At 25.9% G+C, this 26,711-nt stretch carries 29 protein-coding genes; 6 read left to right on the top strand and 23 right to left on the bottom strand.

The features are described 5' to 3' along the window. Positions 1-267: 267 nt before the first annotated feature. The 6 genes from H8923_RS01255 to H8923_RS17805 all read right to left on the bottom strand — a co-directional run bounded on the left by H8923_RS01255 (position 268) and on the right by H8923_RS17805 (position 3,295). A complete protein-coding gene (locus tag H8923_RS01255; RefSeq protein WP_153971419.1) occupies positions 268-564 on the bottom strand; it encodes a YciI family protein in 297 nt (98 codons plus the stop codon). Positions 565-712: 148 nt separating this feature from the next. Continuing rightward, positions 713-1,963 (bottom strand): VanZ family protein, encoded by a 1,251-nt coding sequence (locus H8923_RS01260; protein ID WP_153971418.1) that lies wholly within the window; start codon positions 1,961-1,963, stop codon positions 713-715. Between the two features lie 17 nt (positions 1,964-1,980). After that, on the bottom strand, positions 1,981-2,118 hold the full coding sequence (locus tag H8923_RS01265) for a hypothetical protein (RefSeq protein ID WP_153971417.1): 138 nt from the start codon (positions 2,116-2,118) through the stop codon (positions 1,981-1,983). A gap of 39 nt (positions 2,119-2,157) precedes the next feature. After that, positions 2,158-2,379 (bottom strand): hypothetical protein, encoded by a 222-nt coding sequence (locus H8923_RS01270; protein ID WP_153971416.1) that lies wholly within the window; start codon positions 2,377-2,379, stop codon positions 2,158-2,160. A 120-nt stretch (positions 2,380-2,499) separates the two neighbouring features. Beyond that, positions 2,500-2,787, bottom strand: a complete 288-nt coding sequence (locus H8923_RS01275) for a hypothetical protein (protein ID WP_153971415.1) — start codon at positions 2,785-2,787, stop codon at positions 2,500-2,502. Between the two features lie 364 nt (positions 2,788-3,151). Then, the gene (locus H8923_RS17805) at positions 3,152-3,295 is read right to left on the bottom strand and encodes a 4Fe-4S dicluster domain-containing protein (RefSeq protein ID WP_408639056.1); all 144 of its coding nucleotides are present in this window, start codon (positions 3,293-3,295) and stop codon (positions 3,152-3,154) included. A 93-nt stretch (positions 3,296-3,388) separates the two neighbouring features. Between H8923_RS17805 and H8923_RS01280 the strand changes: the two genes are divergently transcribed. Together H8923_RS01280 and H8923_RS01285 are read left to right on the top strand one after the other, a co-directional pair. After that, a complete protein-coding gene (locus H8923_RS01280; protein WP_153971414.1) occupies positions 3,389-3,913 on the top strand; it encodes a hypothetical protein in 525 nt (174 codons plus the stop codon). Positions 3,914-4,222: 309 nt separating this feature from the next. Further along, entirely contained in the window at positions 4,223-5,413 is a 1,191-nt protein-coding gene (locus H8923_RS01285) for a S41 family peptidase (protein ID WP_187127800.1), read from the top strand. Between the two features lie 416 nt (positions 5,414-5,829). On the opposite strand, the gene H8923_RS01290 is transcribed toward H8923_RS01285, so the two are convergent. From H8923_RS01290 to H8923_RS01350, 13 genes are all read right to left on the bottom strand, one after another. Beyond that, the gene (locus H8923_RS01290) at positions 5,830-6,651 is read right to left on the bottom strand and encodes a hypothetical protein (protein WP_153971413.1); all 822 of its coding nucleotides are present in this window, start codon (positions 6,649-6,651) and stop codon (positions 5,830-5,832) included. Between the two features lie 553 nt (positions 6,652-7,204). Continuing rightward, positions 7,205-8,302 (bottom strand): anaerobic sulfatase maturase, encoded by a 1,098-nt coding sequence (locus H8923_RS01295; RefSeq protein ID WP_153971412.1) that lies wholly within the window; start codon positions 8,300-8,302, stop codon positions 7,205-7,207. 188 nt (positions 8,303-8,490) lie between these two features. Continuing rightward, a complete protein-coding gene (locus tag H8923_RS01300; RefSeq protein ID WP_153971411.1) occupies positions 8,491-8,664 on the bottom strand; it encodes a hypothetical protein in 174 nt (57 codons plus the stop codon). Between the two features lie 244 nt (positions 8,665-8,908). Next, positions 8,909-9,814, bottom strand: coding sequence for a hypothetical protein (locus H8923_RS01305; protein ID WP_153971410.1), 906 nt, complete (start codon positions 9,812-9,814; stop codon positions 8,909-8,911). A gap of 245 nt (positions 9,815-10,059) precedes the next feature. Then, the gene (gene gpmA / locus H8923_RS01310; protein ID WP_153971409.1) at positions 10,060-10,794 is read right to left on the bottom strand and encodes a 2,3-diphosphoglycerate-dependent phosphoglycerate mutase; all 735 of its coding nucleotides are present in this window, start codon (positions 10,792-10,794) and stop codon (positions 10,060-10,062) included. A 178-nt stretch (positions 10,795-10,972) separates the two neighbouring features. Next, positions 10,973-11,623, bottom strand: a complete 651-nt coding sequence (locus tag H8923_RS01315; protein ID WP_153971408.1) for a YidC/Oxa1 family membrane protein insertase — start codon at positions 11,621-11,623, stop codon at positions 10,973-10,975. Between the two features lie 945 nt (positions 11,624-12,568). Then, positions 12,569-12,907 carry a hypothetical protein gene (locus H8923_RS01320; protein WP_153971407.1) on the bottom strand — a complete coding sequence of 113 codons (339 nt, stop codon included), beginning with the start codon at positions 12,905-12,907 and terminating at the stop codon, positions 12,569-12,571. A 140-nt stretch (positions 12,908-13,047) separates the two neighbouring features. After that, a complete protein-coding gene (locus H8923_RS01325; RefSeq protein ID WP_187127828.1) occupies positions 13,048-14,094 on the bottom strand; it encodes an IS1595-like element ISCpe8 family transposase in 1,047 nt (348 codons plus the stop codon). 68 nt (positions 14,095-14,162) lie between these two features. Continuing rightward, positions 14,163-14,624 (bottom strand): MgtC/SapB family protein, encoded by a 462-nt coding sequence (locus H8923_RS01330; protein WP_153971405.1) that lies wholly within the window; start codon positions 14,622-14,624, stop codon positions 14,163-14,165. 289 nt (positions 14,625-14,913) lie between these two features. Next, positions 14,914-15,813, bottom strand: a complete 900-nt coding sequence (locus tag H8923_RS01335; protein WP_330596602.1) for a polysaccharide deacetylase family protein — start codon at positions 15,811-15,813, stop codon at positions 14,914-14,916. Between the two features lie 202 nt (positions 15,814-16,015). After that, positions 16,016-16,348 carry a hypothetical protein gene (locus H8923_RS01340; protein WP_153971404.1) on the bottom strand — a complete coding sequence of 111 codons (333 nt, stop codon included), beginning with the start codon at positions 16,346-16,348 and terminating at the stop codon, positions 16,016-16,018. A 361-nt stretch (positions 16,349-16,709) separates the two neighbouring features. Beyond that, positions 16,710-17,972, bottom strand: coding sequence for a cation:proton antiporter (locus H8923_RS01345; RefSeq protein WP_153971403.1), 1,263 nt, complete (start codon positions 17,970-17,972; stop codon positions 16,710-16,712). A 352-nt stretch (positions 17,973-18,324) separates the two neighbouring features. Continuing rightward, a complete protein-coding gene (locus H8923_RS01350) occupies positions 18,325-18,996 on the bottom strand; it encodes a hypothetical protein (RefSeq protein ID WP_153971402.1) in 672 nt (223 codons plus the stop codon). A gap of 225 nt (positions 18,997-19,221) precedes the next feature. Here H8923_RS01350 and H8923_RS01355 point away from each other — a divergent pair, with 225 nt between their 5' ends. Next, positions 19,222-19,701, top strand: a complete 480-nt coding sequence (locus tag H8923_RS01355; protein ID WP_153971401.1) for an NADH-quinone oxidoreductase subunit NuoE family protein — start codon at positions 19,222-19,224, stop codon at positions 19,699-19,701. A gap of 106 nt (positions 19,702-19,807) precedes the next feature. Here the strand turns inward: H8923_RS01355 and H8923_RS01360 are convergent, their stop codons facing one another. Further along, positions 19,808-20,233: a ferritin-like domain-containing protein gene (locus tag H8923_RS01360; protein WP_153971400.1), complete on the bottom strand. Its 426-nt coding sequence runs from the start codon at positions 20,231-20,233 to the stop codon at positions 19,808-19,810. Positions 20,234-20,523: 290 nt separating this feature from the next. Between H8923_RS01360 and H8923_RS01365 the strand changes: the two genes are divergently transcribed. Further along, the gene (locus tag H8923_RS01365) at positions 20,524-20,712 is read left to right on the top strand and encodes an asparagine synthase (RefSeq protein ID WP_153971399.1); all 189 of its coding nucleotides are present in this window, start codon (positions 20,524-20,526) and stop codon (positions 20,710-20,712) included. Between the two features lie 158 nt (positions 20,713-20,870). On the opposite strand, the gene H8923_RS01370 is transcribed toward H8923_RS01365, so the two are convergent. The 3 genes from H8923_RS01370 to H8923_RS01380 are packed head-to-tail and all read right to left on the bottom strand — an operon-like array spanning position 20,871 to position 23,424. Further along, positions 20,871-21,194, bottom strand: coding sequence for an HNH endonuclease (locus H8923_RS01370; protein WP_153971398.1), 324 nt, complete (start codon positions 21,192-21,194; stop codon positions 20,871-20,873). 10 nt (positions 21,195-21,204) lie between these two features. Continuing rightward, positions 21,205-21,939, bottom strand: a complete 735-nt coding sequence (locus H8923_RS01375; protein ID WP_153971397.1) for an OmpA family protein — start codon at positions 21,937-21,939, stop codon at positions 21,205-21,207. A 3-nt stretch (positions 21,940-21,942) separates the two neighbouring features. Continuing rightward, complete coding sequence (locus tag H8923_RS01380; RefSeq protein ID WP_153971396.1) at positions 21,943-23,424, bottom strand: hypothetical protein; 1,482 nt, start codon at positions 23,422-23,424, stop codon at positions 21,943-21,945. Positions 23,425-23,610: 186 nt separating this feature from the next. Between H8923_RS01380 and H8923_RS01385 the strand changes: the two genes are divergently transcribed. Together H8923_RS01385 and H8923_RS01390 are read left to right on the top strand one after the other, a co-directional pair. Then, positions 23,611-24,798 (top strand): alpha/beta hydrolase, encoded by a 1,188-nt coding sequence (locus H8923_RS01385; protein ID WP_153971395.1) that lies wholly within the window; start codon positions 23,611-23,613, stop codon positions 24,796-24,798. Positions 24,799-25,268: 470 nt separating this feature from the next. Further along, positions 25,269-26,618, top strand: a complete 1,350-nt coding sequence (locus tag H8923_RS01390; protein WP_243139927.1) for a dicarboxylate/amino acid:cation symporter — start codon at positions 25,269-25,271, stop codon at positions 26,616-26,618. Positions 26,619-26,711: the final 93 nt, after the last annotated feature.

Below are 26,711 nucleotides of genomic sequence, written 5' to 3' on the forward strand. Positions count from 1 at the left end.
CTTACTTCTTATAAAAGTATTATAACTTGTTACTTTCTATAGTTCAAAGTTTCTTACTAATACAAATCTTCATCAGAAATTTCTTCTATGTTATAGTTAATTAAATATATATCTGTTTTTTTGCTCTCCCACGAATCATCGCTAACTTGTTTCATAGGCATATGACTTATATAAACTGCATCATATACTGGATATTTTGAATTTAACTTTTCTGTTGAAAAATTACCTAAGTCTACTATATATAAATTATCATCCTCTTATTTTAAATTAACTACCAAACCATTCACTAGGTGATTGATTAAAATAATGAGGTGAAAACTCTATAACATTATAATCCTGAATACCTGAAAGCTTACATGGCTCCGAAACTAAATACTCATATACTTTTTCAATAGACTCTTCTTTCATTATAAATACTCCACCACTCATATTTGTTTTAATCCCAGACATCAATATTAATCCTTCATCCATTGCCTTTTGAGTATAATCCATATGCTCTTTCATGGTACTTTCATCAATTGAGTTTGAATTTTTTAATATGCCTTCAATAATAAAGTATGTCATTTATATTGTCTTCCTTAAACTATGTATAATAATAAAATAACTAATTTCATTAGTATTCCTAACTTACTTAAAATAATAATACCCTAATCATTTTTTAGTCTAACAATTATCTAAATACTATAATCAGAGTCAACATAAATTACAAATTTTACTTTAATGCTGCTATTAATATGCTTTTACCTCTACTTAAACCTTCTACAGTAAACTTATATACTGGTTGGTAAAATCCTTTACTATCTATTACATAACTCAATTTAATATTTTTTATTTCTATTTCAGAATTTTTTTCAATAAAGTCATCTCTAAACTCACCATTTAAAAGTTTATCATAGGCTTCTTTTTCAGATATAATCTCGTATTCTTTATATTTCTTATATGAGATAATATGATTTCTAAAATCTGATATTATACCTTTATCATTAATAGTACATGATAATTCTCCATCAAGATAAATTCCATCTAATTCAGCCATATCCAATGATATAGTATAATCTCCACCACCATTATCCACAAAATCAGCTTTTTCTGGCAAATTAATATTAAAGTCTTTTAATAAATCTTTTACCTCTTGATAATCTAGTCCTTCTTTATTTGAATCACTCATTTCATCAAAATTTGAATACCATGTTCTAAGTCCGGTAGAATATACCCAAAGTGAATAATTTCCCTCTGATGAATGATATATTGTTGTATCATCATAAACATCATTTTTAGATTCATCTACTTTTGTATTTACAGTACTAAAGATCCCATTTGCTAACTCTAATGATTCTTCATCAGAAGCAACTGCCGCCTTATAAACATATGCTTTCCCTTCTTTATTATTAAAGTTCATTTTTGTACTTATATTCATATCTGACATATCTTGACGATGTGTATAATTAATACTTAAATTACCTAATTCTTGCTTAGAGTAATTTATAAACGTAATACTAAAATATACAATAGAAACACACAGTGGCATTTGAAGTCCTATAATAATTAAGTTTTTATCCCTTACCTGCTTTTTCCTATCAGTAAAAGTTAATATGAAAAACATAATAATTCCATACCCTATAACACAACCTAACGTATTATTGAAAATATCGTCAAGTTCAAATATCCCTCTTCCAGTTGCAAGTTGTATCAGTTCTAAAAATATAGTAGATAAGAACCCTAAAAGGTAAGTTACCCCAAATTTGAGACATTGTCTAGAAATTAGAGGTAATAGTATCCCTAATGGCACAAACATCAGTATATTTAAAATTATATTTCTCCATTCTACTTTAGAAAAACTATTACATGCTTCTATATAAGAACTAAACAAATTTAAATTAATATTTCCTACATAACTTGAGCTTCTAGTTCCAAGTGTTGCTCCCAACACTACAATTATATATATTAAAAATATACTCCACAATGCTACTTTACTTACTTTTAATCTTTTGTACCTTTTAATAATCGTCTATATACAACTAAATATCCAATTGAAAATATAATAGATGCTAAAACAACTACTATAATTCCTAATAAAAGATATTCTTTTGCAATATTGATAATAGCTGATATACTCATTTTTTATCCTCTCAATTACTATTTTATATTGTTTTATATCTAGTCTACTTTGTGTAGTTCTAAAAATATAATTAAATCACTATCATTATTTTCACTGACTTTATAATCATCATAAATATCTATTTCTTCTATAGCATATTCTTCACTACCTTTGCTATATGCAGCAATAGCAAGTTCTTTATCTAATTCAAATTTTTTATCTTTCTCAATTATTGAAAGGGTAATTCCGTTATCAACATTATCAAAAAATCCTATCTCCATTTCATCTGAATAAGTATCTTTAATTAAAGTCTGAATAAAAGTTGAATTATTACTTCCATCACCATAATTAATACCGACTTTTAATGCAACTGCTTTTGCTTTATAATTTACAGTTTCCTCTTATAAATCATACTCTTTTTTAAGTTTTCCATATTCATATTCTTTAGCAGTAATTTTTACCTCATATATACCTTTTTCTAAATTGTTAATTTTATAATTCATCCCCATCCCTTTATAAAGATCATTAGCTCTACTTATATATAGATTCTTTTTATAATTATCATCTGTTACTAGTAATGCTATGGTATCAACACCTGAATATTGAAAACCTGTACACTTTATTAATACCAATCCTATTAATATAAAAAGAACTAACCCTATTATGATTTTACTCTTCTTTGAATTCATTCGTATCCCCCATGTATTATAGTTTTAATAATTAACTATTTCTATAATTTGCTTATTTTTATACATTTAAATTCCCTATTATACAAATTTTACCATATTGCTTTACTAAAAATATGTCAAATAAATTACAAAATCACTTAATGTGATAGAAGAAAAGTATCTAAGCAAAAAATGTACCCTATCGTTTTATGAAAGATCTAAAATACAATTATAAATTTACTCCATCATAATTCTTGTTGTAAGTACTAATATCATAAAAGACCTAATCTCCATATATAAAATAAAAAATTCACCCATTATTTTAGACTTCTTTAGCCTTACTATATAACTCATCCCAATAATTCATTTTATCACCTATATTTAATTATTGGCATATTGCAATACAATGTCCACACTTAATACATTTTAATATATCAATAATCGCATTATTATCTTCTAAATATATACATATCATAGGGCAATGCTTAATACATTTTGTATCAAAACTTTCAATTAAATAACCTAATATAAAATACTATAAAGATACATATTATAATTGAATAGAGTTCGCAATATAGGTATAAACTATATTTAAATTTTCGAATTAGAAAGGAATATAAAAATGAAAAATAAATGTATACTAATAGTTCTATTATTAATTTCATTTATAATGACAAGTACTTATACATGTTTTGCCCAACAATCCGAAGTATTAGTTCCTCCAATGCTTCAAGATATCAAGGGAAAAGATGAATTAGTAAAATATCTAGATGAAATAGGATCTGTAAGATCAAATATTAGTACTATCAATATAAGCACAGCTACAGCAAGTGAAAATTCAGCTGAAATAAAAAAACAAATAAATTTCTATTTAACTGAACTTTCATCAATAAAAAATTCCATAGCAAATTTTGAAAAAAAATATAGTAATTCTCAACCAGATTTATTATTTGCAGAACAAATTAACATTCTATTAAATGCTTATCAAATGAGTTTAAATCAGCAATTATCATTGTTAAATGCACTTATAAATAATAACTCAGAAGCATATAAGCTTTTTGATTCTGATTACTTGACATATATATATTACTATTTAAACCTAGGAGATCAAATGCTTTCATATATTAATACATTTTATAACTTATAGTATTTTATTAGTTATCATTAAGATTGCTTGTCCTAAGTATTATTTAGTAAGTTCTATATCTAAAAATAATAAAAAACACAATAATAAATAAGGCTAATTTAGCCTTATTTATTATTAAATACAGTCATCTATTCTCATATTGAAATCATAAATATATAAATAAAATTCTAGTTGCATCCTTTAACATCCACTGTAGTATAATTGTTTAAATCTAAATTAATTAAAATTTAAATTTACTTTTATAATCTATATATATACAATTTATCTTAGTTATAAAAATATTAATCTGTATATAAAGGAGGCAATTTAGTGAAAAAATCTTTTCTTTTACTTTTTTCAATAATAATTATATATTTGTTAGTTGCTTGTACTAATACCTCAGGTAATCAATTATCTAAAAGTGAAAAGATATCAGATTTTCAATACCTTTATAAAGTTATTGAAGAAGGATATCCATTTTTAGAAGTAAACAAAAGACTTAATAATATTGATTGGCTTTCTAAAAAAAGTGACTATCTAAAACGAATTACAAATACTAAAAATGATGAACAATTTATCAGATCTCTCTCATCTATTATTTATGAGTTAAACAACAAACATACTCACTTAATTAAAGATAAACCTAGCTACGATTATTTTAAAAATGTCTATAGCACAAGTAATTATTTTGGATTTTTTGATGAAAAAGTAGTTGTAAATAGATATGAAAAGTTAGATTTTACTTCATCAAATGAAATTCAGTCTAATAATTATTCATCTGTTGATAAATTAATTCTTCAAGATGTTATTAATAATGAAGTTGGATATATGTATATACCAGAAATGTTAAAGGATAAAGAATATTTAACTGCTATTGAAAATTACATAGATACTTTAGAAGATTATAAAACTTTAGTCATAGATATTAGAGGAAATAGAGGTGGCTCTGATGCTTGTTGGAATACTATAGTTTCTAAGTTAGCAAAAAATGATTTAACTTCTACTGGATATATGCTTTTTAGATATAACAGTCCGACTATAAGGAACTATTTAAATAGAAGAGAATTAAGCCTAGAATCTATAAGTAAGCTTCCAAATAAAGCTAGAGAAAATATGCCTTCAGAAACATTTGACATGTTTTCCGGTTTCTATAAAATAAATAAAACTATACCTAAAAATAATAATTATAAATTTGATGGAAATATTTATTTATTAGTAGATAATAGTGTTTATTCATCTTCAGAATCTTTTTCTATATTCTGTAAAGATACTGGCTTTGCAACATTAATTGGAGAAACTACTGGTGGAGATGGCGGTGGTATCGATCCTATTTTATTTTATTTGAAAAACAGCGGTTTAATAGTTAGAATGTCTAGTGATATGTATATTACTTCTAATGGTACTTGTAATGAAGAATTTAAAACTATACCAGATTATGAAATCCAAGATTGTACTAGAACAAGTAATTTTGCTGATGATAACTGTATAAAAAAAGTACTAGAATTAGAAAAATCACAATAAAAATAAAGTAACTGTAATAAATAAACTATTGGATTTTTTTCATACCAATATACTAATTTTGCTGTAGGATTAAATTTATCTGTCTCAATGGAACTAATTGTTTGACTATACACTCCTAACATATATTCTAAATCACCTTATGAAAGATTTTTCTCAGCTCTAGCTACTTTTAATCTATTTTTTAGTATTAATTCTTCTTTCATATTCATAAAATATAGTACAGTCATACATATAAATATAAAAGCAAAACCTATTTATGAAGCTAAGTATGATTACTTCTTCAGTTGATAATAAATATAATCTAAAGGTGTTTTTATATAGATAATATATTGAGGCATAAACATATCTACCTATATGCAGATTAGTTTAAGCCTCTTTGATTATTTTCTTAGTTCATAATCACATAAAATATAATTTTAAAAATCATCATTTAAAACTTGACTTGGCCATGAAAGTAAATCCTTCCTTGGTATTTGTAGTTGCTTTTCATCAGGGAAATTTAAGTGACAGAAATAATTATGATAGTTAGCTGTCCATACATACTTGTCCCATACTCGTATATTTTTTCTGTATGTATATAACATTTCTTGTATTTTATTCTTATGTCTAAGTAGTAATTCTATTTGTACTCTTTCAAATTCATATTCATTATTACATTCTGTATAATATTTAAATATAGTATTTAAATAATTTAAGAACCATTGACCATCACTATCTATAAGTATTTTATTGTACTGTGGTGCGACCTCATAATAATCTATATATTTTTTTAGTCTTTTTACAGTTTTATCATCTAATATAATCCTTGGATAGCATGCAAGCTTGCTTTCCGTATTATGCGCATCTAAAAGAGCTGGACCAAATACAATGTCTTCGTTCATATAAAAGTCACCTACACTTACACCACCTCTAACAAACAACCCCTCTAGTGATAAATTAAATTGATACTCTGACACATTGTCTAATATTTCATTTAATTCAGCTTCTCCATCACCTTTTATAGGGTATCCTACAATCATATTATCAGTATATATTTTTATATTACCTTGGCTATATTTATTTGGTATTATACATTGCTTATTCTTATTTATAAGGTAGTTAATTTCTTTTAGTAGTTTATTTCCATATCCATCCCTACAAGAATCCACAATCATTTGAGAAAAACCTAATATATCTATCGCACATACCATAGAATTCACAAGTTTTGGATTATCTTTATCATATTTTTGCATATTCATTTCAACACATCCTTACATGTCATTTTTAATAATTACCTACTATAATATATAATTGCATTTATTATATTATATATTTCAAAGTAATTCAATTTAACATATTGACTACATCAAAACCTCTTACCATTACTATCATATTAACAAAATAAAATTAATAATGTTAAAAACCTTAGAATTTAAGACTAATAGAAATAATGATTAGTATTTCAATCAAGCCTTATATTTCTTATACATAGTCTAGAGATATTAATATAACCTCTATTTGAAATTATTGTTATATTATTTTTAACTAATAAAAAGGACCTATAAATAGGTCCTCTTAAAACAAAAAAACAGTTCATAACTATTTTACTCTAATTTCATGGATATATTTAATTATTAATAAAATTTATGTCATTTGAAACTATAATTACAGCCTATTTTATATTGTGAATATAGTAAAAATAAAGTTTTTACTCAGTTTTATCATCAAAGCAAATGTTTAAATATTTACTCGTAATATGTTCTATTATATTAGTATATTTCTAAGTTTCATTTTATCTTCTATATCCTTATTTTAAAATTTTACTAGTCTATCAATTGCATACTCAAAAAATTTCTGATATGATTCGCAGAAATAGTTTAGCGATAAATTTCCATCCATATTTTCATCTCTATCTCTTCTACATCCACCTCTACATAGATTTTTCCACTTACATTCAATACAACTATCATCTAGCTTTAATGAAGATCTTATAAAATTACTTTCCTTCATTTTTCTATCTATATCTTCAAAATCACTTTCTATTATATTCCCTATCTTTTGTTCGTCTAATACATAAAAATCACAAGGATATATACTTCCATCAGCCTCTATTACATTTTGAAATGTGCAATGACCAATCATACCACAGGCTTCTGGCCTAACTCCTTTAATTATACCTACAATATTTTCAAAATATCTATTATATACAAATCTTCCATTTTTCATATCCTCATACCATAAATCGAACAAATCTTTTAAAAACTGTCCATAAAGCTTTGGAGTAATTGAATACTTATGACCTCCCCTTTTTTCACCTATAGGATCCAAACATGGTATATACTGTTGGTATGAAAAATTCTTTTCTTTGTAGAACTTATATATGATATTTATATTTTTTGCGACATAAGAAGTTACTACAGTCAATATATTATATTCTACTTTATATTTATTGAAAAGCTCTATTGTTTCTAGTATCTTATCGTAAGTACCTTCTTTATTTACACCTATCCTATTTATGTCATTTATATCTTTAGTTCCATCTAATGATATTCCTACAAGAAAATTATTGTTATGTAAAAATTTCGCCCATTCTTTATCTATTACATATCCATTAGTTTGAATTGAATTATGTATTATTAATTCCTTTTTATTATATTTCTTTTGAAACTTTATTAAGTTTTTATAAAAGTCAATACCTACTAAAGTTGGTTCACCACCTTGAAAAGTAAATGTACATTCTTTCTCTGCAAACTTTAGAGCTTTCTTTACTATTTGTTCTAAAGTTTTAACGCTCATAAATCCATAAGAATGTACTTCTCTATTATCAGATACATCCTCATAAAAACAATACTTGCATTTTAAATTACAATATCCTGATGCTGGTTTAATTAATAAATTTAATGGATACATTCTTAGCTCCCCCTCTATAGTGATACTCCTGTAAATTCAATTATATTAAATATATTTATAAATACCAATAAAATTAAAACTAAAAAAGAAATTGTTGAATTATATCATCACTCATTTGATTTGATATATAGCTTCCATATTATTATATCATTTTCAAAATAATAACTATATCACAAACCGTATTATGATTAATCAAATAAAAATAAATTATATATACCACTATATACTACCATAAATGTTGTTATGGCAAGAGTAATTATCATGCTTAACACATCTATCCAAGTATAACCATAAACGAAAGTATTTAGAGTATATAAAATTAAAATTATAGCACCTACTATAGTAATAAATTCATTAAACACAAATATCTTCCATTTAAATTCTTTGCTAAGTTTCTTAGTATTATTTAAAAATTCTTTTGATAAAGGAAGCTCTATCTAATTTAACATCAAATATAGATTCATATACACTATGATATAAGTAATATGTTATTAATATTATCCATATTTTTTTATTTGTTTTATGTAAATCAATAAAACTCCTTTCAATTAAATCAAATAATTTTATTTTTTTTCATACAATTATCCCTCTTTATATTTAAAAATATTATCTATTGTTAATCTCATTATCTCCATCCAATCCATTCTCATCAAAATTCATAAAAACACGGCTCTCTAAATCAACATAGTAAGTATTAAATACTATAGAACCAAAAATTGATGCTCCTATTAAAAATACACTTGCTATCACAGGATAAGATTTATTCTTTTTATCTTTTTCTGTAAATGCAATTTGACTAAATGCTAATACAAACATGAATACCATTGCAACTTTAGAGTAATCCTCTAAAATTTTAACATTTAATAAAATCTTAGAATCCTTTAGATATTGTTCAAAGTGTTTTGAGTTTTCTTTTGTTTCTACTGCTTGTTGATAGAATCCATCACCACTAAGATATACTATCCTTTGTCCATTTTTATTGTAGCTTAACTTATATTCATATTTATTTGACTTTATATATTCATCAGTTTTTTCTATATAAGAGTAATAATTATAAGTAAACCCTACGAAAAACATTAATATAACTATTAATAGTTTTTTATTATTTGCAATTCTTATTTTTCTTTCAAGCTTCACGCCATTCACTGACTTTATATATTTTCTTTCTACGATTCTAGCATAGATTAATATAAGTTGTGATATTATGATTATCCCAAAACTACTAAAGCTACCTGTTCTAAATGCAATTAAAATAAAAATTTTAATACCTAAATATATATCTATCAAAATCAAAGATCTTTTCATTTTTTTGAGATACATATCCCTATCTATGTATTCAACTTTATCATTAATCATTTCATCATATAAAACCTTGTCTATATATTTATGTGTAAAATATATAATACCTATCATAATAATTAAATCCATAATTTTTTCTATGAATATATTTGTGATAAATCCTATTACAAGTCCTATTAGAATTATTTTTTTGTCTTTTTCTTCTAATTTCATCTGCTCCCCTTTTATACTTTATTCTCTGACTTACATTATATTTCACATTCAATATATTAGATATTTTAACAATAATCAATATTTTATGCAAAACTGGTCGTTAAACTGACAAAATTAGTATTATCTATTTTAATCATTAAATTAATTAATTTTTTAACTTGTTGTATTAATTTAACTAAAATGCCTATCTCTTTATAAAGGATAGGCATCTAAAATAATATAGTGTAGCTAAGTTAATCAGTATATCATTCTATATACTTAGCAATCTCATCTTTTGGAACTTCACCTTCTAATGATAAATAGTAATGTTTAATTGGTTTTAAGTCATCATCTAATTCATATATTAAAGGAGTTCCTGTAGGTATATTCAGATTTGCAACACCGTCACTTTCCATATTATCTAGATATTTCACTAAGGCTCTTAAAGTATTCCCATGTGCAGATATTATAACTTTTTTATTATCCTTTAAATTTGGTACTATTACCTCATTCCACTCTTCTATTACCCTTTTTTCTGTGTCAGCTAAACTTTCTGTAAATGGTATTTTATTCTTTGGTAAATGGCTATATTTAATATCGCCACCTGAGTATCTAGAGTCATCTTTTGTTAGTGGTGGAGGTGCTATATTTACTGATCTTCTCCACTCATGTACTTGTTTCTCACCATATTTTTTAGCTGTTTCATCTTTATTTAAACCTTGTAAAGCTCCATAATGCCTTTCATTCAATTTCCAGCACTTATATACTGGTATCCACATAAGATCCATTTCATGAAGAACTATCCATAGAGTTCTTATAGACCTTTTAAGAACTGATGTATAAGCTATATCAAATTTATATCCATGTTCTTTCAAAATTTTTCCAGCCTTTCTAGCTTCAATTAATCCATTTTCTGATAAATCTACGTCAGTCCATCCTGTAAATCTATTTTCTAAGTTCCATAAACTTTGTCCATGCCTTATTAATACAACTTCTATCATTAATTTAACTCCTCTCTTGGTAGTCTTATTATGAATTATATTCTCTAATACTATTTATATTAAATACCTTAGGCTAAGTATTATGATTAATTTTATTTTTATATGCTTTTATTTTATTAAATGGTATATAAGCACAATAAAAGGTCTATCCCAATAACTGGGATAGACCTTTTATATATTAATTGAAACTCAATTTATTTTTCTGTTTTATATATATTTTAAAGCAAATATCCTCCACAAAAGAATAAATGCTGCTAGTTATAAAATAAAGCCCTATAGCTACCGGAGTCTTAGCCGTCAAAATAAAGCTCATTATAGCTGTAGAAATTACCATATGTTTGTTAAATGCAACCTTAGAGCTTGCCTTAAAATAAGGAATCAATCCAATTAAGTTCGGCGCTAACATTGCTAATGTATATATACAAGGTATTATAAATAAATTATCACATACATTTAAACTACTAATCCAAGGAATCAGCACACTTCTATCATTATGAGGCATATTTAAAAATGTATTATAAAGTGCATAAACTATTGGCATTTGTAGTAAAAGCGTTGAACATCCTAACATACTTTTCATAGTTTCTGCCGAATGTTGTTGTATCTGCTTTTCAAGTTCTTTGGTATTATTTTTATACTTTTCTTTTATGTGCTCCATATTCTCTACCAAATCTTGCTGTTTTCTCATAGCAAACTTTTGTTTTAAAGAAAGAGGCATTAAAATTAACTTTACTAGTAAAGTTATAAGCACTATTGATACCCCTAAATCTCCTGTATAACTGAATAATGTATTTAATAAATCTTGTAACATACTTGAAATGAAATTCATTTTATTTTCTCCTTTTAGTTTCGTTTTAGTTTATAAAATGCATCATTTCAATTTAAAATAAGCTACAATACCTCCAAATATAATATTTCTGAAAACTAAAGTACTGCCTTGGTTCTAGCATTTCAGAGTATCTAAACCTATTTAGAAATATATTTTTTATTAAAAAATATTCAATTTGATGAGATAAGCTTTTTTTACAAAAATAAGATAGACAGCCAATTATTGATAGCAAGAATGTCATATAGATTAATATGTAAAATATATTATCTAAGTCTAACTTCATTTGTTCACCTCATTAAATTTTGATTAAATATTGATATTAGTATAACTTATGATTCTTATAATGTAAATATTTTTCCTAACGCTATTCTTTGTTTATTCTAATTATTCTTTTTAATATATAATCCTTATGATAAATCTTCAAATATATGAATACTTTATTAGCACTCTATGATGAAACTAGCATAGCTATTGTTAATATCAATAAAAAATAAGGTAAAATGCTAAACCCTATTCTTTGAGATAATTACTATGAAATACTTACAAAACTAAAGGAAGAATATTAATATCTACTAAAAGAGCTGTTTTAATACAGCTCTTTTGCTTTAAACATAAAAATTCTCTCGCATATGTTTATTCAAATATACTGCAATACCATAATGAATGATCATTTAATGTACCATCAACATCCATTGCTATTGCTTTTATGCTCATAATATTTCCTACCATTTATAATATTTTTATTAAATTATCAATTTTATTTATCATTTTAATCTTAATTTTAATTTTAAATAAAGGCTATGTTAGCCATCTTAGTGATAAATATGACATAAAAACAACCACACCTTAGACTTTTCAATATATTAAGTTCTAAGATGTGGTTGTTTTTATAACTTACTATAAATTGTTCGTAATATATTAATATTGCAAACGCATATATTTTACTTATTTACTATATAAATTTTTCATCCATTCATTGAGTTCTTCTCTAATATAATAAGTTTCTCCGTTTATATTTATACTTGGTATATCTAAATGTTGATTTAAAAAGTTATCAAGTTGTTTTTTTGACAATCCAAAGTATCTACGCATATACTTCTTTTTTACAAATTTACTTTGTCGTATATCTTCATTTTGCATTCTTAATAAATCCCACATACTAGTCTCATCTTTATGAACTTCTCCCTTACTAAAACAAGTAAGTCCATTTCTTATTCCGTTTCCTATAAAATATCCAGCTATAATTATAGATACACCTAGAGTGTATGCTGATGAGCTATCCATATTTACTTCCCCTCCCATAAATTCATTACGTCTTCATTTCACATTATATAACAATTGCGAACTTAATTATATTATATAAAGTATTCAACTATTTTCCAATTATAAAATGGTTTCATTAATTTGAAGTAAAGTTCCTTATTTTATGTTAACTCAATGAATCTATTTCTAATAGTGGCTCTAGTTACATATGTATCCTTAGTAGCTACATTCACTAGCATATCTTTAATTCGGTCATTCTTTTTATTCTTCTTACTTAGTTGTAGAAATTTAAACCAAGCCAAATAATTATTGATATATTTTGTGGATACACCATTAAAAGTCATTAACCATCTCTTAAAGCTACTGTGAAGAGCATTTATATGCTGTAAATGATAAACACTATCTATCATTGATTTTCCTCTAGGAACTTGCTTTAACTCTATGTTCAACTTGTCCTTTATTCCCATATATGATTTATGTGAGTCTACGCAAAAAGTAGCATCTTCACATATTTTATTGTCAAAGAAGTTAACTATTTGATTTGTTGTAATTCTACCATTACAAATAGCACCCATAAGGATATTTCCTTTTCTATCAATTGCTGTCTCTATACAAATTTGCTCTTTTGATATTCCTCTTTTCTTCTTATCATTTTTACCTTTACCTCTTTTTCTAGGGTTTCTAGGCATTACAAATGTAGTACTTTTAGAATGATTCCCTTTAAAAGACTCTTTAATAAAGCATTCATCTACTTCAACTATACCTTCAACTTTATCATTTTTTAATGATAGATTTATTACATCAAGTATCCTATGACGCATGTAAAAAGACGTTTTAACACCCACTCCGACTTCTTCAGCACATTTTCTTATAGAAAGTCCTAATATCATTAATTCGCAGTATTTTAGCCATTTATCTAAGCCTAATTTTGTATTAGAGAATGGAGACATAGTAAACTCATCAAAACTTGTACGACAACATTTACATATATATCTTTGTCTTCCGTTAGATTTCCCATTTTTATTTACATCTTTACATTGACATTTTGGGCATTCGTATCCTCTAGAAAATCTGCTTTCTTTAACATTATCTCTAATTTCAGAGGAATTAAATAAAGTACTTAATACTTCTTGTGCTACTGAAATTAACTCTGTAAGTTCATTCTTTTTCCAATCTTTTATCATAGCTTTTATATCTATTTTAGATATAATTAATCACAAAGTTAGCTAACATAGCCTAAATAAAAAAGGTACTTATTTTATATTAATAAGTACCTTTAAAACTCACTCTCATCATCTTCTTCATTTTCTTTACGTCTTTTCTTTATAAATCTAGATATTAAAACATTTAATTCAATTAATATAGCTGTAACTATAGCTATTCCATAATAACCTAATCCAATAGATATACCTATTGCTGCTAAACAAAAAACTATTGATGCACTAGTTAATCCTCTAACTGATTTTTCATTATCATTTCTTTGAGTAAATATAACTCCTCCACCTATGAAACCTATAGAACTTATTATTGTAGATATAAGTCTTGAAGGGTCTGCATCTGTGCCAATTGCATAAGCTGATATTATTGTCAAAAGCGTACATCCAAGAGTTAAGGTTGACAATGTTCCAAAACCAATAACTCCACCTCTATTTCCACGTTCAAGTCCTATGATTCCGCCTATTAATGCTGCAAGTAATAATTTCGGTATATGCTCTTGTAGTAACATTAATTCTTCCATATACTTCTCCTTTCTAATTTAATAACCATTGATGTTTTATACATAATACACTATCTTATTCTTTTAAGCAAATATATAAAAGTAAAAAATCCTACTAATTACATCTTTTTAAGTATATAGCAGATATGTAATTCTTTATTTAGTATGTTCTCCCTAAAAATTATAATTATTTGTTAATATATCTATCTATATTTAAATTTTATACAAAATATACTCCCTTTATAATAAGAATTTTATTATTATAAAGAGAGTATATCACCTAGATATATTATATTATTTTTTCATAATTCTATGATAACGTCTTAAACTCATAACCTTGTTCTTTAAAATATCTAATTATATCTGGAAGAGCCTTAGCAGTTTCATCTTTTCCATATGTATCATGCATTAATAAGACTACTATATCTTTTCCAGAAGATGTTTTTATAGTTTGTTTTACTAATTCTTGAGCATTTTTCTTCTTACCTTCAGCATCTGAATTTAAAGCATTCCAGTCTATTTCAGCCATATTATTTTCATCTAAATATTCATCTAGCTTATCCATCTTATTCCAAGAAATATACCCTCCAGGACATCTTATAACTCTAGTTGAAAAATGTTCCCCTAGTATATCTTTTAAGATCTCGTCAGTTTTTTGAAAGTCTTTTTTAAAAGCATCAATGTCTAAATTTCTGCCAGGATATAAGGTATGATAGTCATGACTATATGAGTGATTCCCTATTGCATTTCCATAATCAAATGATGTCTTAATTAGTTCTTTGGCTTTTTCGCCTCCGTCTTCTATTGTTTTTCCGCATACAAAAAATGTAGCTCTTACACCCTCTTCTTTTAACGTTTCTAATATCTTAGGAGTAACAGATGTTGATGATCCATCATCAAAAGTTAGAAATACAATCTTATTACCATCATTTGAGTAATCACAAGATTTCAATTTTTTTTGTATCTCTTTAGCATCATAGGTATACTCCTTACCTTCTTTATTTACTCCAACCATTTTTAACTGTTCTTCAAGTTCTTTCTCTCTATTTTCTTTAGCTACTTTTTCTTGCTGAGCTTGCAATTCTACTTTTTCCTGCTTAATTTCATTAACATATTGAGTCACTTCTATTGATGTATAATTCATCGTTGTAATAAGCAAACTAAACCATAAATAAAACAAAATTTGATTTTGATTCTTTTTTATACCCATAATCTTCACCCACATATATTTATTAATCACATTTTTATATATATGGATTGACGACATGTCCAATAAGTTCTTTCTAGGATTGTAATCATTTTTAACTTTTTAAAATAGATATTTGTTAATGTATTCTAAATAAAAACAAACTATTACAAAATCTCTAAATTAAGCCTCTGCAATAGTTTGCTTCTTAAATCCAATCTTACCACTAAACTACTTGATATATTGATATTTCATTTTTACAATTACTACAAATATACTCTTCAATAGATCCATGATCACAATTTACATGACAGACATTTTCTAAATTACCTTTTTCACAATTACAGTGTACAGTTCCCTTATCTATAGTATATTTTTTTGAATCAATAACAAATAAACTGCATCCACAACTACATTTTCTCAATTCATCGAAATCTGTATCTATAATTTTTTTACAATTTAAGCATTGAATAGATTCTTCTTTTGAATAACTAAACCCTAAATTATCAAACCATTTTGATAACAAACTTCCAAGCTTTTCTTTTAATTTATGCGTCATAATACTATTCTCCATATTCTAGTTAACTAATATTTCACACAATTACATACATATTTACCGCCAAAGTTATTTAAATCAACAGTCTTACCACTAACTCTTTTTATAATATTACAGCTATTAGACTTATTATAATAACTATTACCACTAACAGTATATACAATTTTGCCACTAGAAGTTCCGTTACTAGAAGAACTATTTAAGCTTTATGATGGCGTTTTATATAATTGATTAGGATACTATATCATATTACATTAATTAATTTTGTCATTTGTTGTCGAATATCATTTTTGTAATAAATTTAATCATAAAAAGCCTGAGTATAAACTCAGGCTAATATCATTAATATTAAAATTTCAACACTTTATGCTAATTCTTTTAAAATTACTATATCATCTTCTTCTAATACATCAAGCTTTTTCGCTACTAATTTAGTTGTGCTAGCTTGTACTATTAATGTTATAAGTATTGTCATAAATACAACTGAAGATATTATTTCATATCCAGGAAGTTTCATAGAAACTATAATCCCTGATAATGCTGCTGGTATCACTCCAGTTTCTCTTACCCACATCATAAATAATTTCTCTTTAAAAGTCCATTTTGCATTTTTATCAAATGCAGTTGAAATTAATACTACAAGAGGTCTAGCTACAAACATTAACACTAACACTATTGATAATGATTGTAACCAGTATTTACTAAGAGCTTCTAAATTAACTTGTGCACCAAGTACAACGAAAATTGCCATACGAGCTAGTGAACTTATACTTTCAGAAAAACAGTGTTCTGAATTGAAATCTGCTTCTGGTATCCAAAGTCCAAATAATTTCTTATTTCCAGATATAAGCCCTGCTATAAATACTGCCATATACCCACTTCCATGGAATAAAATCGCTAATTCGTAGGCTAACGCAACTTTTAATATAGACATTATCGGTGCATAAGAATGGAATATACCTATTCTTTTCTCTGATACAAGAACAGTTAGAACATATCCAATTAAAGCTCCTGAACCTACCCCTACTAATGTAGATATTAATAATTCCTCTAAGCTTTTCATTGTAGAAAACTCTCCTTTACTTATAACTCCAAGTAAGGTCGAAACTAAGATGGCCCCAACTGCATCGTTAAATGCAGATTCACTGACTACTGTTTGTTTTATTTTTTCTTTTATAGTTACTTGTTTGAAAACTGGTATAAGAGCTGCAGGATCAGTTGATGCTATTACTGAACCTAGAAGTAAAGCTGTCATTAAAGGTAGTCCAAATATCTTACTCGAAACTATTCCTACAACAAATGCTGATATTACAACACCTATACTTGCTAACATTCCTACACTTATTTTAACTTTATTAAGTACTCTTAAATTTATTTCTTTCCCACCTTCATATAATATAAATGCTGATCCAAAAGTAAGTATAAGATTATTTTCAATTGGATAAGCTTGAACACTTATTATTTTTAACATAGACGGTCCTATTATAATTCCTGCTATTAAATATAATATAACATCTGGTATTTTTAATATTTCACTTAATCTACCTAAAACGATACCAGTTGTAGCTATAATTGCAAATATGAAAATTAAATTATTAGTTGCTATTGCTTCTATTGTATTTTCCATGTTATTCATCTCCTTCTGTTCTACAATACAACTTCTTCATTTAATAAAAACAATTATAGTCCTATAAGTTGATGTAGTCAACTTTATATTTTTATATTTTTTATTGCTATTTTATATATTTACTATAATATTTTTTAATGGCATCTCCTTACCCTTTATAGAAAACAATTTCTTACTATACTTCTTTTATTATCTATTTCTACTCATATTATAAATATTTTTTAATAAATAAGAAATATTTACATGTAATAATCTAAATCACCTATCTTAGCTTACTAATCCACATATCAATTTGGGGTAAAACAAAGGAGCAAAGCAAATTTATATTCGCCTGCTCCTGAAACACATAACTTTAAATTAATTTTTCTAAATCTATTCTCATATCTAGCTTTAACATTTTAGAATCTATTGATATATTATTTAAAACTACACCTTTGAAATTACTTTTATCAATTAAAACATTACCATCATTGAACTCTACTGCCAAGTTATTATCTCCAGAGAAAAGGTCTTTTACAAAATTCTTAACGCCTAAATCTACTATCCAATTTGCTATCTTTAAATCTAAAAACTTTACTTCATCAATTTTTAAAACTAAATCTTTATCTTTATTTAAAGAAGGTATTACTTTTACTTCTATTGGCGTAGTAATTTTATTAGTTATTTTATAATCTACATTTGCCTTTATGTACCCACCATCTACATCAATGCTAATACTATCTATTTTTTCATTCTTACTTTCCTTTAAGAAGTAGTCTACTCCATTTCTTATTGATTGCTCTGGTGCTAAAAATGCCCCTTCAAATCCAACTGGATTGTCTACTAATTCTACACTTTCAATTTTTAAGCCTTGAACATTTCTAAGAAAATCAATGGTTTTATTACTACTTGCTTCTTCATTTTGCTCTATTTTGTTATTATTATTTTGATTAGATCCTTTTGTTGAAGGTTTCATAAAAATATATCCACCAAATAAAAGAAGTATTGCTGCTACAATACCAATAGTTAATGTCTTTTTGCTCATAGTCAACTACCTTTTCCTTTTTAAAATTTATGTTAATAATATCATTCTAATATCCAAAATACAATATCAAATAAATTACAAAATTCATTGAAAATTTTAGAACTTTCAGTTTTAAAATCTAATTATATATTATATAATATTTGATTATTAATTATAATATTTGGTATAAAACTATTTAGAAGTAAAAATTTATTAAGCGATTTTGCTGACAAAGGATGATTTTTAATGTGTGATTTTATTTCAATAAACAAAGAGTTATTTGAACAATTAGATATATTTATAAATTCTGTTTCTGATAAAGAAGACTCTTTAATGCCTATTTTGCACAAGGCACAAAATTTATTTGGATATATTCCTAATGATGTGCAAAATTATATTTCAAAAAAATCAGGTGTTTCGCATATCAAAATATCTGAATTAATTAACTTTTATTCATACTTTAATACTGAAGTAAAAGGTAAGTATAAAATAAATATATGTGTAAGCGGTGCATGTGCTAAAAATGACTCTAAAATGGTACTTAAAGAGTTTGAAAATCAGCTGGGAATAAAATCAGGTTTTACTACTGATGACTTAAAATTTAGCTTAGAATGCTCAAGATGTGTTGGTGTTTGTAGACGTTCTCCTATAGTTACTGTTAACGGTAGAGTTTACGAACAAGTAACTCCAAAAGATGTGAAAAATATATTAATTGAATGTAATTAATATTTTATCATCAATTTTTATTTTTATAAACATTCATCAAATATATAAAAAGAAGAATTAAATTCTTCTTTTTATATATTATATTGTTATAAGATAAGTTATCTATTTATAATCTATCTAACATTCCATTTAACATACTAGCATGTCTAGCTTCATCTCTAGCTGCATGGTCTATAAAAGTATATAACTCTTCAAGTCCACTTTCTTTTGCTTTCTCTGCAAGCTCTGATTTATATTTATTGGACCCTAACTCACCTTTAATCATATTAGATATATTGGTTTTAGTGCAATCTGATACCTTGCCCATTAACTCTGCATACTGTGCTGCATGCTCTGCTTCTTCCCAAGCTATAACTTTAAGAACTTCAGCTACCTCTGCATACCCTTGTCTTTGAGCTACTCTTGCCATAGCTAAATATAACCCTACTTCTGCTGTTTCTCCACTAAATTGTCCATTTAAACTTTGTCTAAACTCCTCATAATCTTTAACTAGTCCTAGTTGATTTTCTTTAGTAAATTCTAATTTATTCATAATTAAAATCCTTTCTATATATCATTCGATTTCTTAAAATCTATATTATTTTATGTACATTTGGTATTACAATACGAAAAATATTGTAAATATACTTAGTAAATTAAAGATGAATATAATTTGTGCAATAACTAAGATCTTATTATTTTTAAAAGTGATAAGTATTAATTATCAAATATAGTATTAGTTATTAATTGTTTTTATCATGTTTTTAATCTAATAATTTACAGTTTAATTTATATTATTAAGTTAAAACTATATATAATTCTAAAATAAAGGAGACTATACTTATGAGAAAAGGATTAATACCAGTAGCTCTAGGAACAATAGTTACAGCAACAGGAATTGCTTTAGATAGCAATCAGTCTAAGTCAAATACTTGCAAAAGAAATGACTATACAAGTCTTATTGGAACTTTTTTAGTAGGCTTAGGTGCAGCTCACATATTGCTTGGATCAATAGATATTGTAAGAGATTAATCTTATATTTAAAGTAAAAAGTTATAATATGATATTTCTATAAATAAAAAATATTACTGGAAATTCTAATTTCCAGTAATATAAGTAAATAATTTACATAATATATTTTCTCAGTCTTTTGATAGTTCTAAGATCATGTTTAAGCTTTTTATATACGTTTAATATCTTCTAATACAACTTCTACATAATACCTTAAGATTATTATAACTATTATTGTATCTATTATGATTAATGTGATGTGTATGTAAATAATATTTAGTAATGTTACAATCAAGTCCACACTCTTCACATGTCCAGTTGTTCTGTTCTTTATACCTCCTAGATACAATAATCCAATCTCTAGTATATCTTCTATTATTATCTAACTTTAGTCTTTCAAACTGTATATTAAAGTCAGTTTCTACTACATATCCCTCATTTATATTCATCTTACTCTTTACTTGTTTAAACATATTATTTTCTAAAAAATCAGGTAACTTCATAAATCTCCCTCTAATCATTATAATTCTCTATAATCTCATTAATAGTTTCATCAGAATTTGTTATTACTCTAAATTCAACTCTTCTAGATGCATTCTTATCTTCCATATTATTTTCATCAAAAATTCTCTTACTATAAGACATTCCATTTGCAGTTATATTGTCTATTAACCACTCTTCATATTGATTAAGTTTTGGAATATTCATAATATATTTCAAAACATTTCTAGTTCTATCTTGAGAAAGTTCCATGTTTCCAAAGTAAGCATCCTTTGTATTTGTATTTTTCTCCCATTCACTAGACGTATGCCCTTCTATTCTTATTTCTTTTACATTATCTTTATGATTTTTGTAAATTACATTTATATATCTAGGAAAGAAGGAATCAAGAATATCCTTAAATTGAGACTTCAATTCAGATTTTCCTTTTTCAAAATATACTTCTGGTTCTTTAAATCTTATAGTTCCATCACTTTCTATTTCCATTTGCCAGGCATCCATATCGCCATTAAATTCATTATATAAATCTTCATATATATTTATCTTCGTTTCTTCATAGGTATCTACTATATTTTCAACTGTTTGTTGTTGTTTTTTTATATTTACATTTTCATCATAAACCTTGCTCATAAATGCAACTGCTATAAATAAGAAAACTATCATAATCCCAGACATAAGGTCTGCTATTGATGAATTTACTCCTTCATTATTATTATTTTTTCTTTTAAATTTATCTAGTTTACTCATATCCTATCTTGCTCCCTCAGCAATAGTTACTACTTCTTTTAATTTATCTGCTAAAGGAGTATAATCATTTGCAAATTTCTCAGATATTGTAATTAACTGACTACCTAAAGAATTTAAAGATTTTGTAAGCTCAGCTTCCAATGTTTCATCTAGTTGTTCAACTTTTCTAGTAAATATATTTTCCATATCTTCTATCATTATTTTTATTTGATTTGACGTCGCCGTACTTAAATTTTCTATTCTCTTTGTAGAGTCTGAAATTGTATTTTCCAAGTTATAATTTATGCTATCCGTTGATTTTTGTAGAGAGTCAACTTGCTTGTTAAGTTGTTTTAAGTTTTGTTGTAGTGATTTTTGTACTTCGTTGTTATAAGTAGTTAGGGCTTTATTAAATCTATGGCTTGTTTGATATAGGTTATTATTTATTTCAGGTACACATTTCTTTAAATTATATACAATCATTTTAAATCTATTTAGGTATTCCTCAACTTCAGATCTAAATTCCATATTATTGTCTGCGATACAACGAGTTGTTTTTGATAAGGACTCTGAAGTTATTTTTTCAAGATGCTTTTCTAGTTTTCTACTATTATCATGAATTACCATATCCAAATTATCTACTACATCTTTTAGCTGTATATCAATATGTTCAAAATATTTATTAATCTCAGGTATAGATTCTTTCGCTTTGTCTGATATTTGAATTATTGACTTTGTTCCATCTACTATAACTTCTTGTGAACTTCTTATGTCTTTTAAAGCTTTACTTAAGTTCTCATTATTCTCTTTTATTAAAGAAGAATTTTTAGCTATACTCTTAATTGACTCGTCCGTATTATGTATAGATTCTAAAACTAAATTTAATTCTTTAGTATTACTCTCTATAGTTTCCTTGTAATTTTCCTGCCACTTAAGAAGGCCACTTACTCCACTATTAAGCTCTTTAAAAGTTTCTCCAAGTTTTTTAAACTCAGTAATAAGTTCTTCTTGTTTAGATATTGTATTATTATTTAAGTTTATTATTTCATTAGCTAATTCTTTAGTAAATCTTTGTTGATTATTTGACCATAACTCACTTACTTTATTTAATACATCTTCAATTTGTACTTGATTTTGTACTAAAGTTGCATTAACATTTCTACTTTCAGATATCATAGTGTTAAAAAGCTCCATAATATCGTCAATATTTTCTTCATCTTCTTTTTTTAAAGCTATATACTTCATAAGTATAGCTGCTGACATCCCTGCTATAGATGTTGCAAATGCTATCTTCATACCAGTTAATAGTAATGGAACACTTTCAGTTATATTATTAGGGTTAAATTTCCATAAACCTATTGCTATTCCTATAAATGTTCCAAGTACTCCTATTGTAGATGCAATACTGCCTAATGCAGATTCATTGGAATATTTCTTTTCTTTTAAAAATTTATATACTATAGATGCCACTAACAATATAAATATACCTGTTACTGCTATTTCCAAAATAATCCCCCCTTTTGTACTCTATTATTTAATTAATATTTATATTCTTTATTTTTTATTTTATACACTATTATTCTCATAATGTTCTGGATAAAATAACTCTACAGATTAAATCATTTCAACAAAATGATTAAGCATTTATAATATATCTCTTGTGCATTTTTTTAATTGAAAGGACTTTAAAATATGAATAAAGAATACAAGAACAAATTTTATAAGAATATTAGTTTTTTCATATCAGCTACTATTGTATTTGGATTTATATTATTCTTAATGATTATGATACATTCAAAATGGTATGGATTTTATATCTTATTATTTACCGTATCTACATTATATTATTTTATAAATTTAAATTCGTGGAAAATATGGCAAAGTGGAGTACTATGGTTAATAGCTATTATAATAGCTATTAGTAATCTATATATTTCAAAACCTCATAAAAATATATCGTTATTAGGTAGTATTGCAAGTGAAGGAGTTAGAACAATTAATAAACTAGGAGTTTCTCCAGGTATCTTTTTAAATAATTTTTCAAGTAAATCATCCATTGACATTTTAAATAAGGAGAAACCTTTATGGAAAATTCCTAATGGATACAAAGTTGAATCACATAAGCTTTCTTCTTCTCATATTGAACTATTAAAAAATAATGTAAAACAAGATAAACTAATTTATCAACTACATGGTGGAGCTTATCTAGTAAAACTTAATAATATGCATAGAAAAAATTCAATAGTGTTATCAAAAAAAGCTAATGGCGCTGATGTTGCTTCACTTGATTATCGCCTGGCTCCAGAATATACATTTCCATCAGCTTTGGAAGATGCTATAGATGGATGGAATTATCTCTTAAACTTAGGATATAAACCTGATAATATCATTATTGTGGGTGATAGCGCTGGAGGAAATTTAGCTCTATCCCTTTCACTAAAATTGCGTGACGATGGTTCCAAAATGCCAGCAGGTATTATTTGTGTATCTCCATGGGCCGACTTGGCAGAAGAAGGAGACTCTTATAAATATAATTTGTATCTTGACCCCACATTTGGAATAGATGAAGGTATGAAGAAAAGTAAACCTATATTACCAACTGAGTATGCAGGTAATATTGATTTACATAATCCTTATATTTCACCAGTTTACGGAAATTATAAAAGATTTCCACCAATGCTTGTTATAGTTGGATCATATGAGATATTCGAGAGTGATAGTATTACAATCTATGAAAAAGCAATAAAAGAAAATGTAAATGTAAAATTAATAGACCAAGATGGAATGTTTCATGATTATATTTTTATGTATGATCTACTCCCAGAAAGTAATGCTGTTTGGAATCAAATCACTAGTTTCATAAATCAAACGCTATATTAATTCAATTAGATTACACTTTATTTAGATATCCTCTACTTAAACTAAGGTTAAGTATATTTAAATATATAATAACATCTATACTAAATTCTTTTGATATTATAACCAATATTAATAAAAAGTAAATTAAATCAAATATGATTTGTTATTAGTATTAGATAATCTATCATAGTTAAATATTATTAAATTGTTAAACAAACTAATAAGTTTAATTTACTCAATGATTACCCTTTGCATGCTTCATTTATAGATAATTTACTATGTTTATTTATCATTTTTGTTATATTTTGTCTTTCTGTGTAGTTTTTTCTTGACATGATAAATATTCTTACTGTATATTAAATGCCATAGGATACTTTAAGATAGTCCCGTGAGACTAATAAGGAAATATACATAACGTAGTATTTTTGCCTTAATATCTTTTGGTATTAAGGCTTTTTGGTGTCCTAAATCAAACATCTACGGAGGATACTATGCAAACTCAAACTTCAAAAAACAATGCCAATAACTTGGCAATCAAAATGGCTATTGCTCTGATATTAGGATTAATCGCTGGTACATCATTCATTCTCTTAAGAGAAAGTTTAATTTCAAATGGTGATTTAGATACTTGGACTTTAATTAATAATTTATTATTCCAAGATATAAGTAAACCAGAGGCTAACAAAGCAATAGGAATCTTTTATATAGTTGGTCAACTATTTATAAATTCACTACAATTAGTAATCGTACCAATGGTATTTACATCTATAACACTTGCTATGTGTAATATAAGTGATACTAAAAAATTAGGTCGTATATCTTATAAAACAATACTTGGATTTCTAGCATCATCTATATTTGCATTAGTTTTAGCTGGAATATTTGGACTTACTGCTCATAAAATGGGATTATTCAACGTAAACATTGATAATATAGCTTCAAGTGAGGGAACTACTGGCAGCAACCCACTTCTTGTATTTGTTCAGGCTATACCAAATAATATAGGTTCTGTATTTAGTGAGAATGGTCGTGTTTTATCTATAGTTTTCTTAGCTAGTATCACTGGAATTTGTATAAATACACTAGGAAATCAAATTTTAGTACTTAAGAACATATTACAAGATATAAATAAGATAATAACAACATTCTTAACTTTTGTAATAACTAAATTTGGGCCAATAGCAATCTTCGTTTTAATAACAAGAACTTTTGCAATATATGGCGTTGATCATTTAAAACCAGCATTAGCATATGTATTTACAGCTACAATTGCTTTATTAATATTCTTAAGCTTTGGATATGCTTTATTTATATATATTTCTACAGGGTTAAACCCAGTTAAATTTATAAAGAAAATCACTAAAGTTGCTTTATTCGGATTCTCTACTTCTTCATCTGCTGCAACATTACCTTTAAATACTAAAACAATAGTTGAAGAATTAGGAGTAAATGAAGAAATAGCTTCTTTCACATTACCACTTGGAATGACTATAAATATGAATGGGACTGCAATAATGCAAGTTATAGCAGCAATATTTATAGCATCCAGTGCAGGATATGAAATAACAGTTGGAAACATACTAATAATAGCATTACTTGCACTTATAGCTTCAATTGGAACACCTGCTGCACCAGGTGCTGGAGCAATTATACTATTCACAGTTCTAACTGGTATGGGATATAATAATGATGCTGCTGTACTTGCTTATTCATTGATACTTGCAATAAACAGACCAATAGAAATGTTAGTTACATCACTTAACGTTGTAGGTGATGCCGCAACAGCGGTATACGTTTCTAAATCAGAAAATAATTTAAATGAAGAAATCTATAAAGCTTAATAAAGTTAATAAATAAAAAAGAGCAATAATTTTTAATGTTTTAACACATCTAAAATTATTGCTCTTTTTATAAAAGCTAAATTTTAACTATAT

Source organism: Romboutsia faecis, from assembly GCF_014323405.1.
GTDB lineage: Bacteria > Bacillota > Clostridia > Peptostreptococcales > Peptostreptococcaceae > Romboutsia_E > Romboutsia_E faecis.

Excerpts from the sequence above, each read along its gene's own strand:
- H8923_RS01350 (WP_153971402.1), bottom strand. The coding sequence starts at position 18,996 with ATGAGCAAAAAGACATTAACTATTGGTATTGTAGCAGCAATACTTCTT.
- H8923_RS01275 (WP_153971415.1), bottom strand. The coding sequence starts at position 2,787 with ATGAATTCAAAGAAGAGTAAAATCATAATAGGGTTAGTTCTTTTTATA.
- H8923_RS01280 (WP_153971414.1), top strand. The coding sequence starts at position 3,389 with ATGAAAAATAAATGTATACTAATAGTTCTATTATTAATTTCATTTATA.
- H8923_RS01265 (WP_153971417.1), bottom strand. The coding sequence starts at position 2,118 with ATGAGTATATCAGCTATTATCAATATTGCAAAAGAATATCTTTTATTA.
- H8923_RS01335 (WP_330596602.1), bottom strand. The coding sequence starts at position 15,813 with ATGGGTATAAAAAAGAATCAAAATCAAATTTTGTTTTATTTATGGTTT.
- H8923_RS01360 (WP_153971400.1), bottom strand. The coding sequence starts at position 20,233 with ATGAATAAATTAGAATTTACTAAAGAAAATCAACTAGGACTAGTTAAA.
- H8923_RS01340 (WP_153971404.1), bottom strand. The coding sequence starts at position 16,348 with ATGACGCATAAATTAAAAGAAAAGCTTGGAAGTTTGTTATCAAAATGG.
- H8923_RS01255 (WP_153971419.1), bottom strand. The coding sequence starts at position 564 with ATGACATACTTTATTATTGAAGGCATATTAAAAAATTCAAACTCAATT.
- H8923_RS01370 (WP_153971398.1), bottom strand. The coding sequence starts at position 21,194 with ATGAAGTTACCTGATTTTTTAGAAAATAATATGTTTAAACAAGTAAAG.
- H8923_RS01320 (WP_153971407.1), bottom strand. The coding sequence starts at position 12,907 with ATGGATAGCTCATCAGCATACACTCTAGGTGTATCTATAATTATAGCT.
- H8923_RS01290 (WP_153971413.1), bottom strand. The coding sequence starts at position 6,651 with ATGAATATGCAAAAATATGATAAAGATAATCCAAAACTTGTGAATTCT.
- H8923_RS01375 (WP_153971397.1), bottom strand. The coding sequence starts at position 21,939 with ATGAGTAAACTAGATAAATTTAAAAGAAAAAATAATAATAATGAAGGA.
- H8923_RS01355 (WP_153971401.1), top strand. The coding sequence starts at position 19,222 with ATGTGTGATTTTATTTCAATAAACAAAGAGTTATTTGAACAATTAGAT.
- H8923_RS01305 (WP_153971410.1), bottom strand. The coding sequence starts at position 9,814 with ATGAAATTAGAAGAAAAAGACAAAAAAATAATTCTAATAGGACTTGTA.
- H8923_RS01390 (WP_243139927.1), top strand. The coding sequence starts at position 25,269 with ATGCAAACTCAAACTTCAAAAAACAATGCCAATAACTTGGCAATCAAA.
- H8923_RS01295 (WP_153971412.1), bottom strand. The coding sequence starts at position 8,302 with ATGTATCCATTAAATTTATTAATTAAACCAGCATCAGGATATTGTAAT.
- H8923_RS01270 (WP_153971416.1), bottom strand. The coding sequence starts at position 2,379 with ATGGAGATAGGATTTTTTGATAATGTTGATAACGGAATTACCCTTTCA.
- H8923_RS01345 (WP_153971403.1), bottom strand. The coding sequence starts at position 17,972 with ATGGAAAATACAATAGAAGCAATAGCAACTAATAATTTAATTTTCATA.
- H8923_RS01365 (WP_153971399.1), top strand. The coding sequence starts at position 20,524 with ATGAGAAAAGGATTAATACCAGTAGCTCTAGGAACAATAGTTACAGCA.
- H8923_RS01385 (WP_153971395.1), top strand. The coding sequence starts at position 23,611 with ATGAATAAAGAATACAAGAACAAATTTTATAAGAATATTAGTTTTTTC.
- H8923_RS01315 (WP_153971408.1), bottom strand. The coding sequence starts at position 11,623 with ATGAATTTCATTTCAAGTATGTTACAAGATTTATTAAATACATTATTC.
- H8923_RS01330 (WP_153971405.1), bottom strand. The coding sequence starts at position 14,624 with ATGGAAGAATTAATGTTACTACAAGAGCATATACCGAAATTATTACTT.
- gpmA (WP_153971409.1), bottom strand. The coding sequence starts at position 10,794 with ATGATAGAAGTTGTATTAATAAGGCATGGACAAAGTTTATGGAACTTA.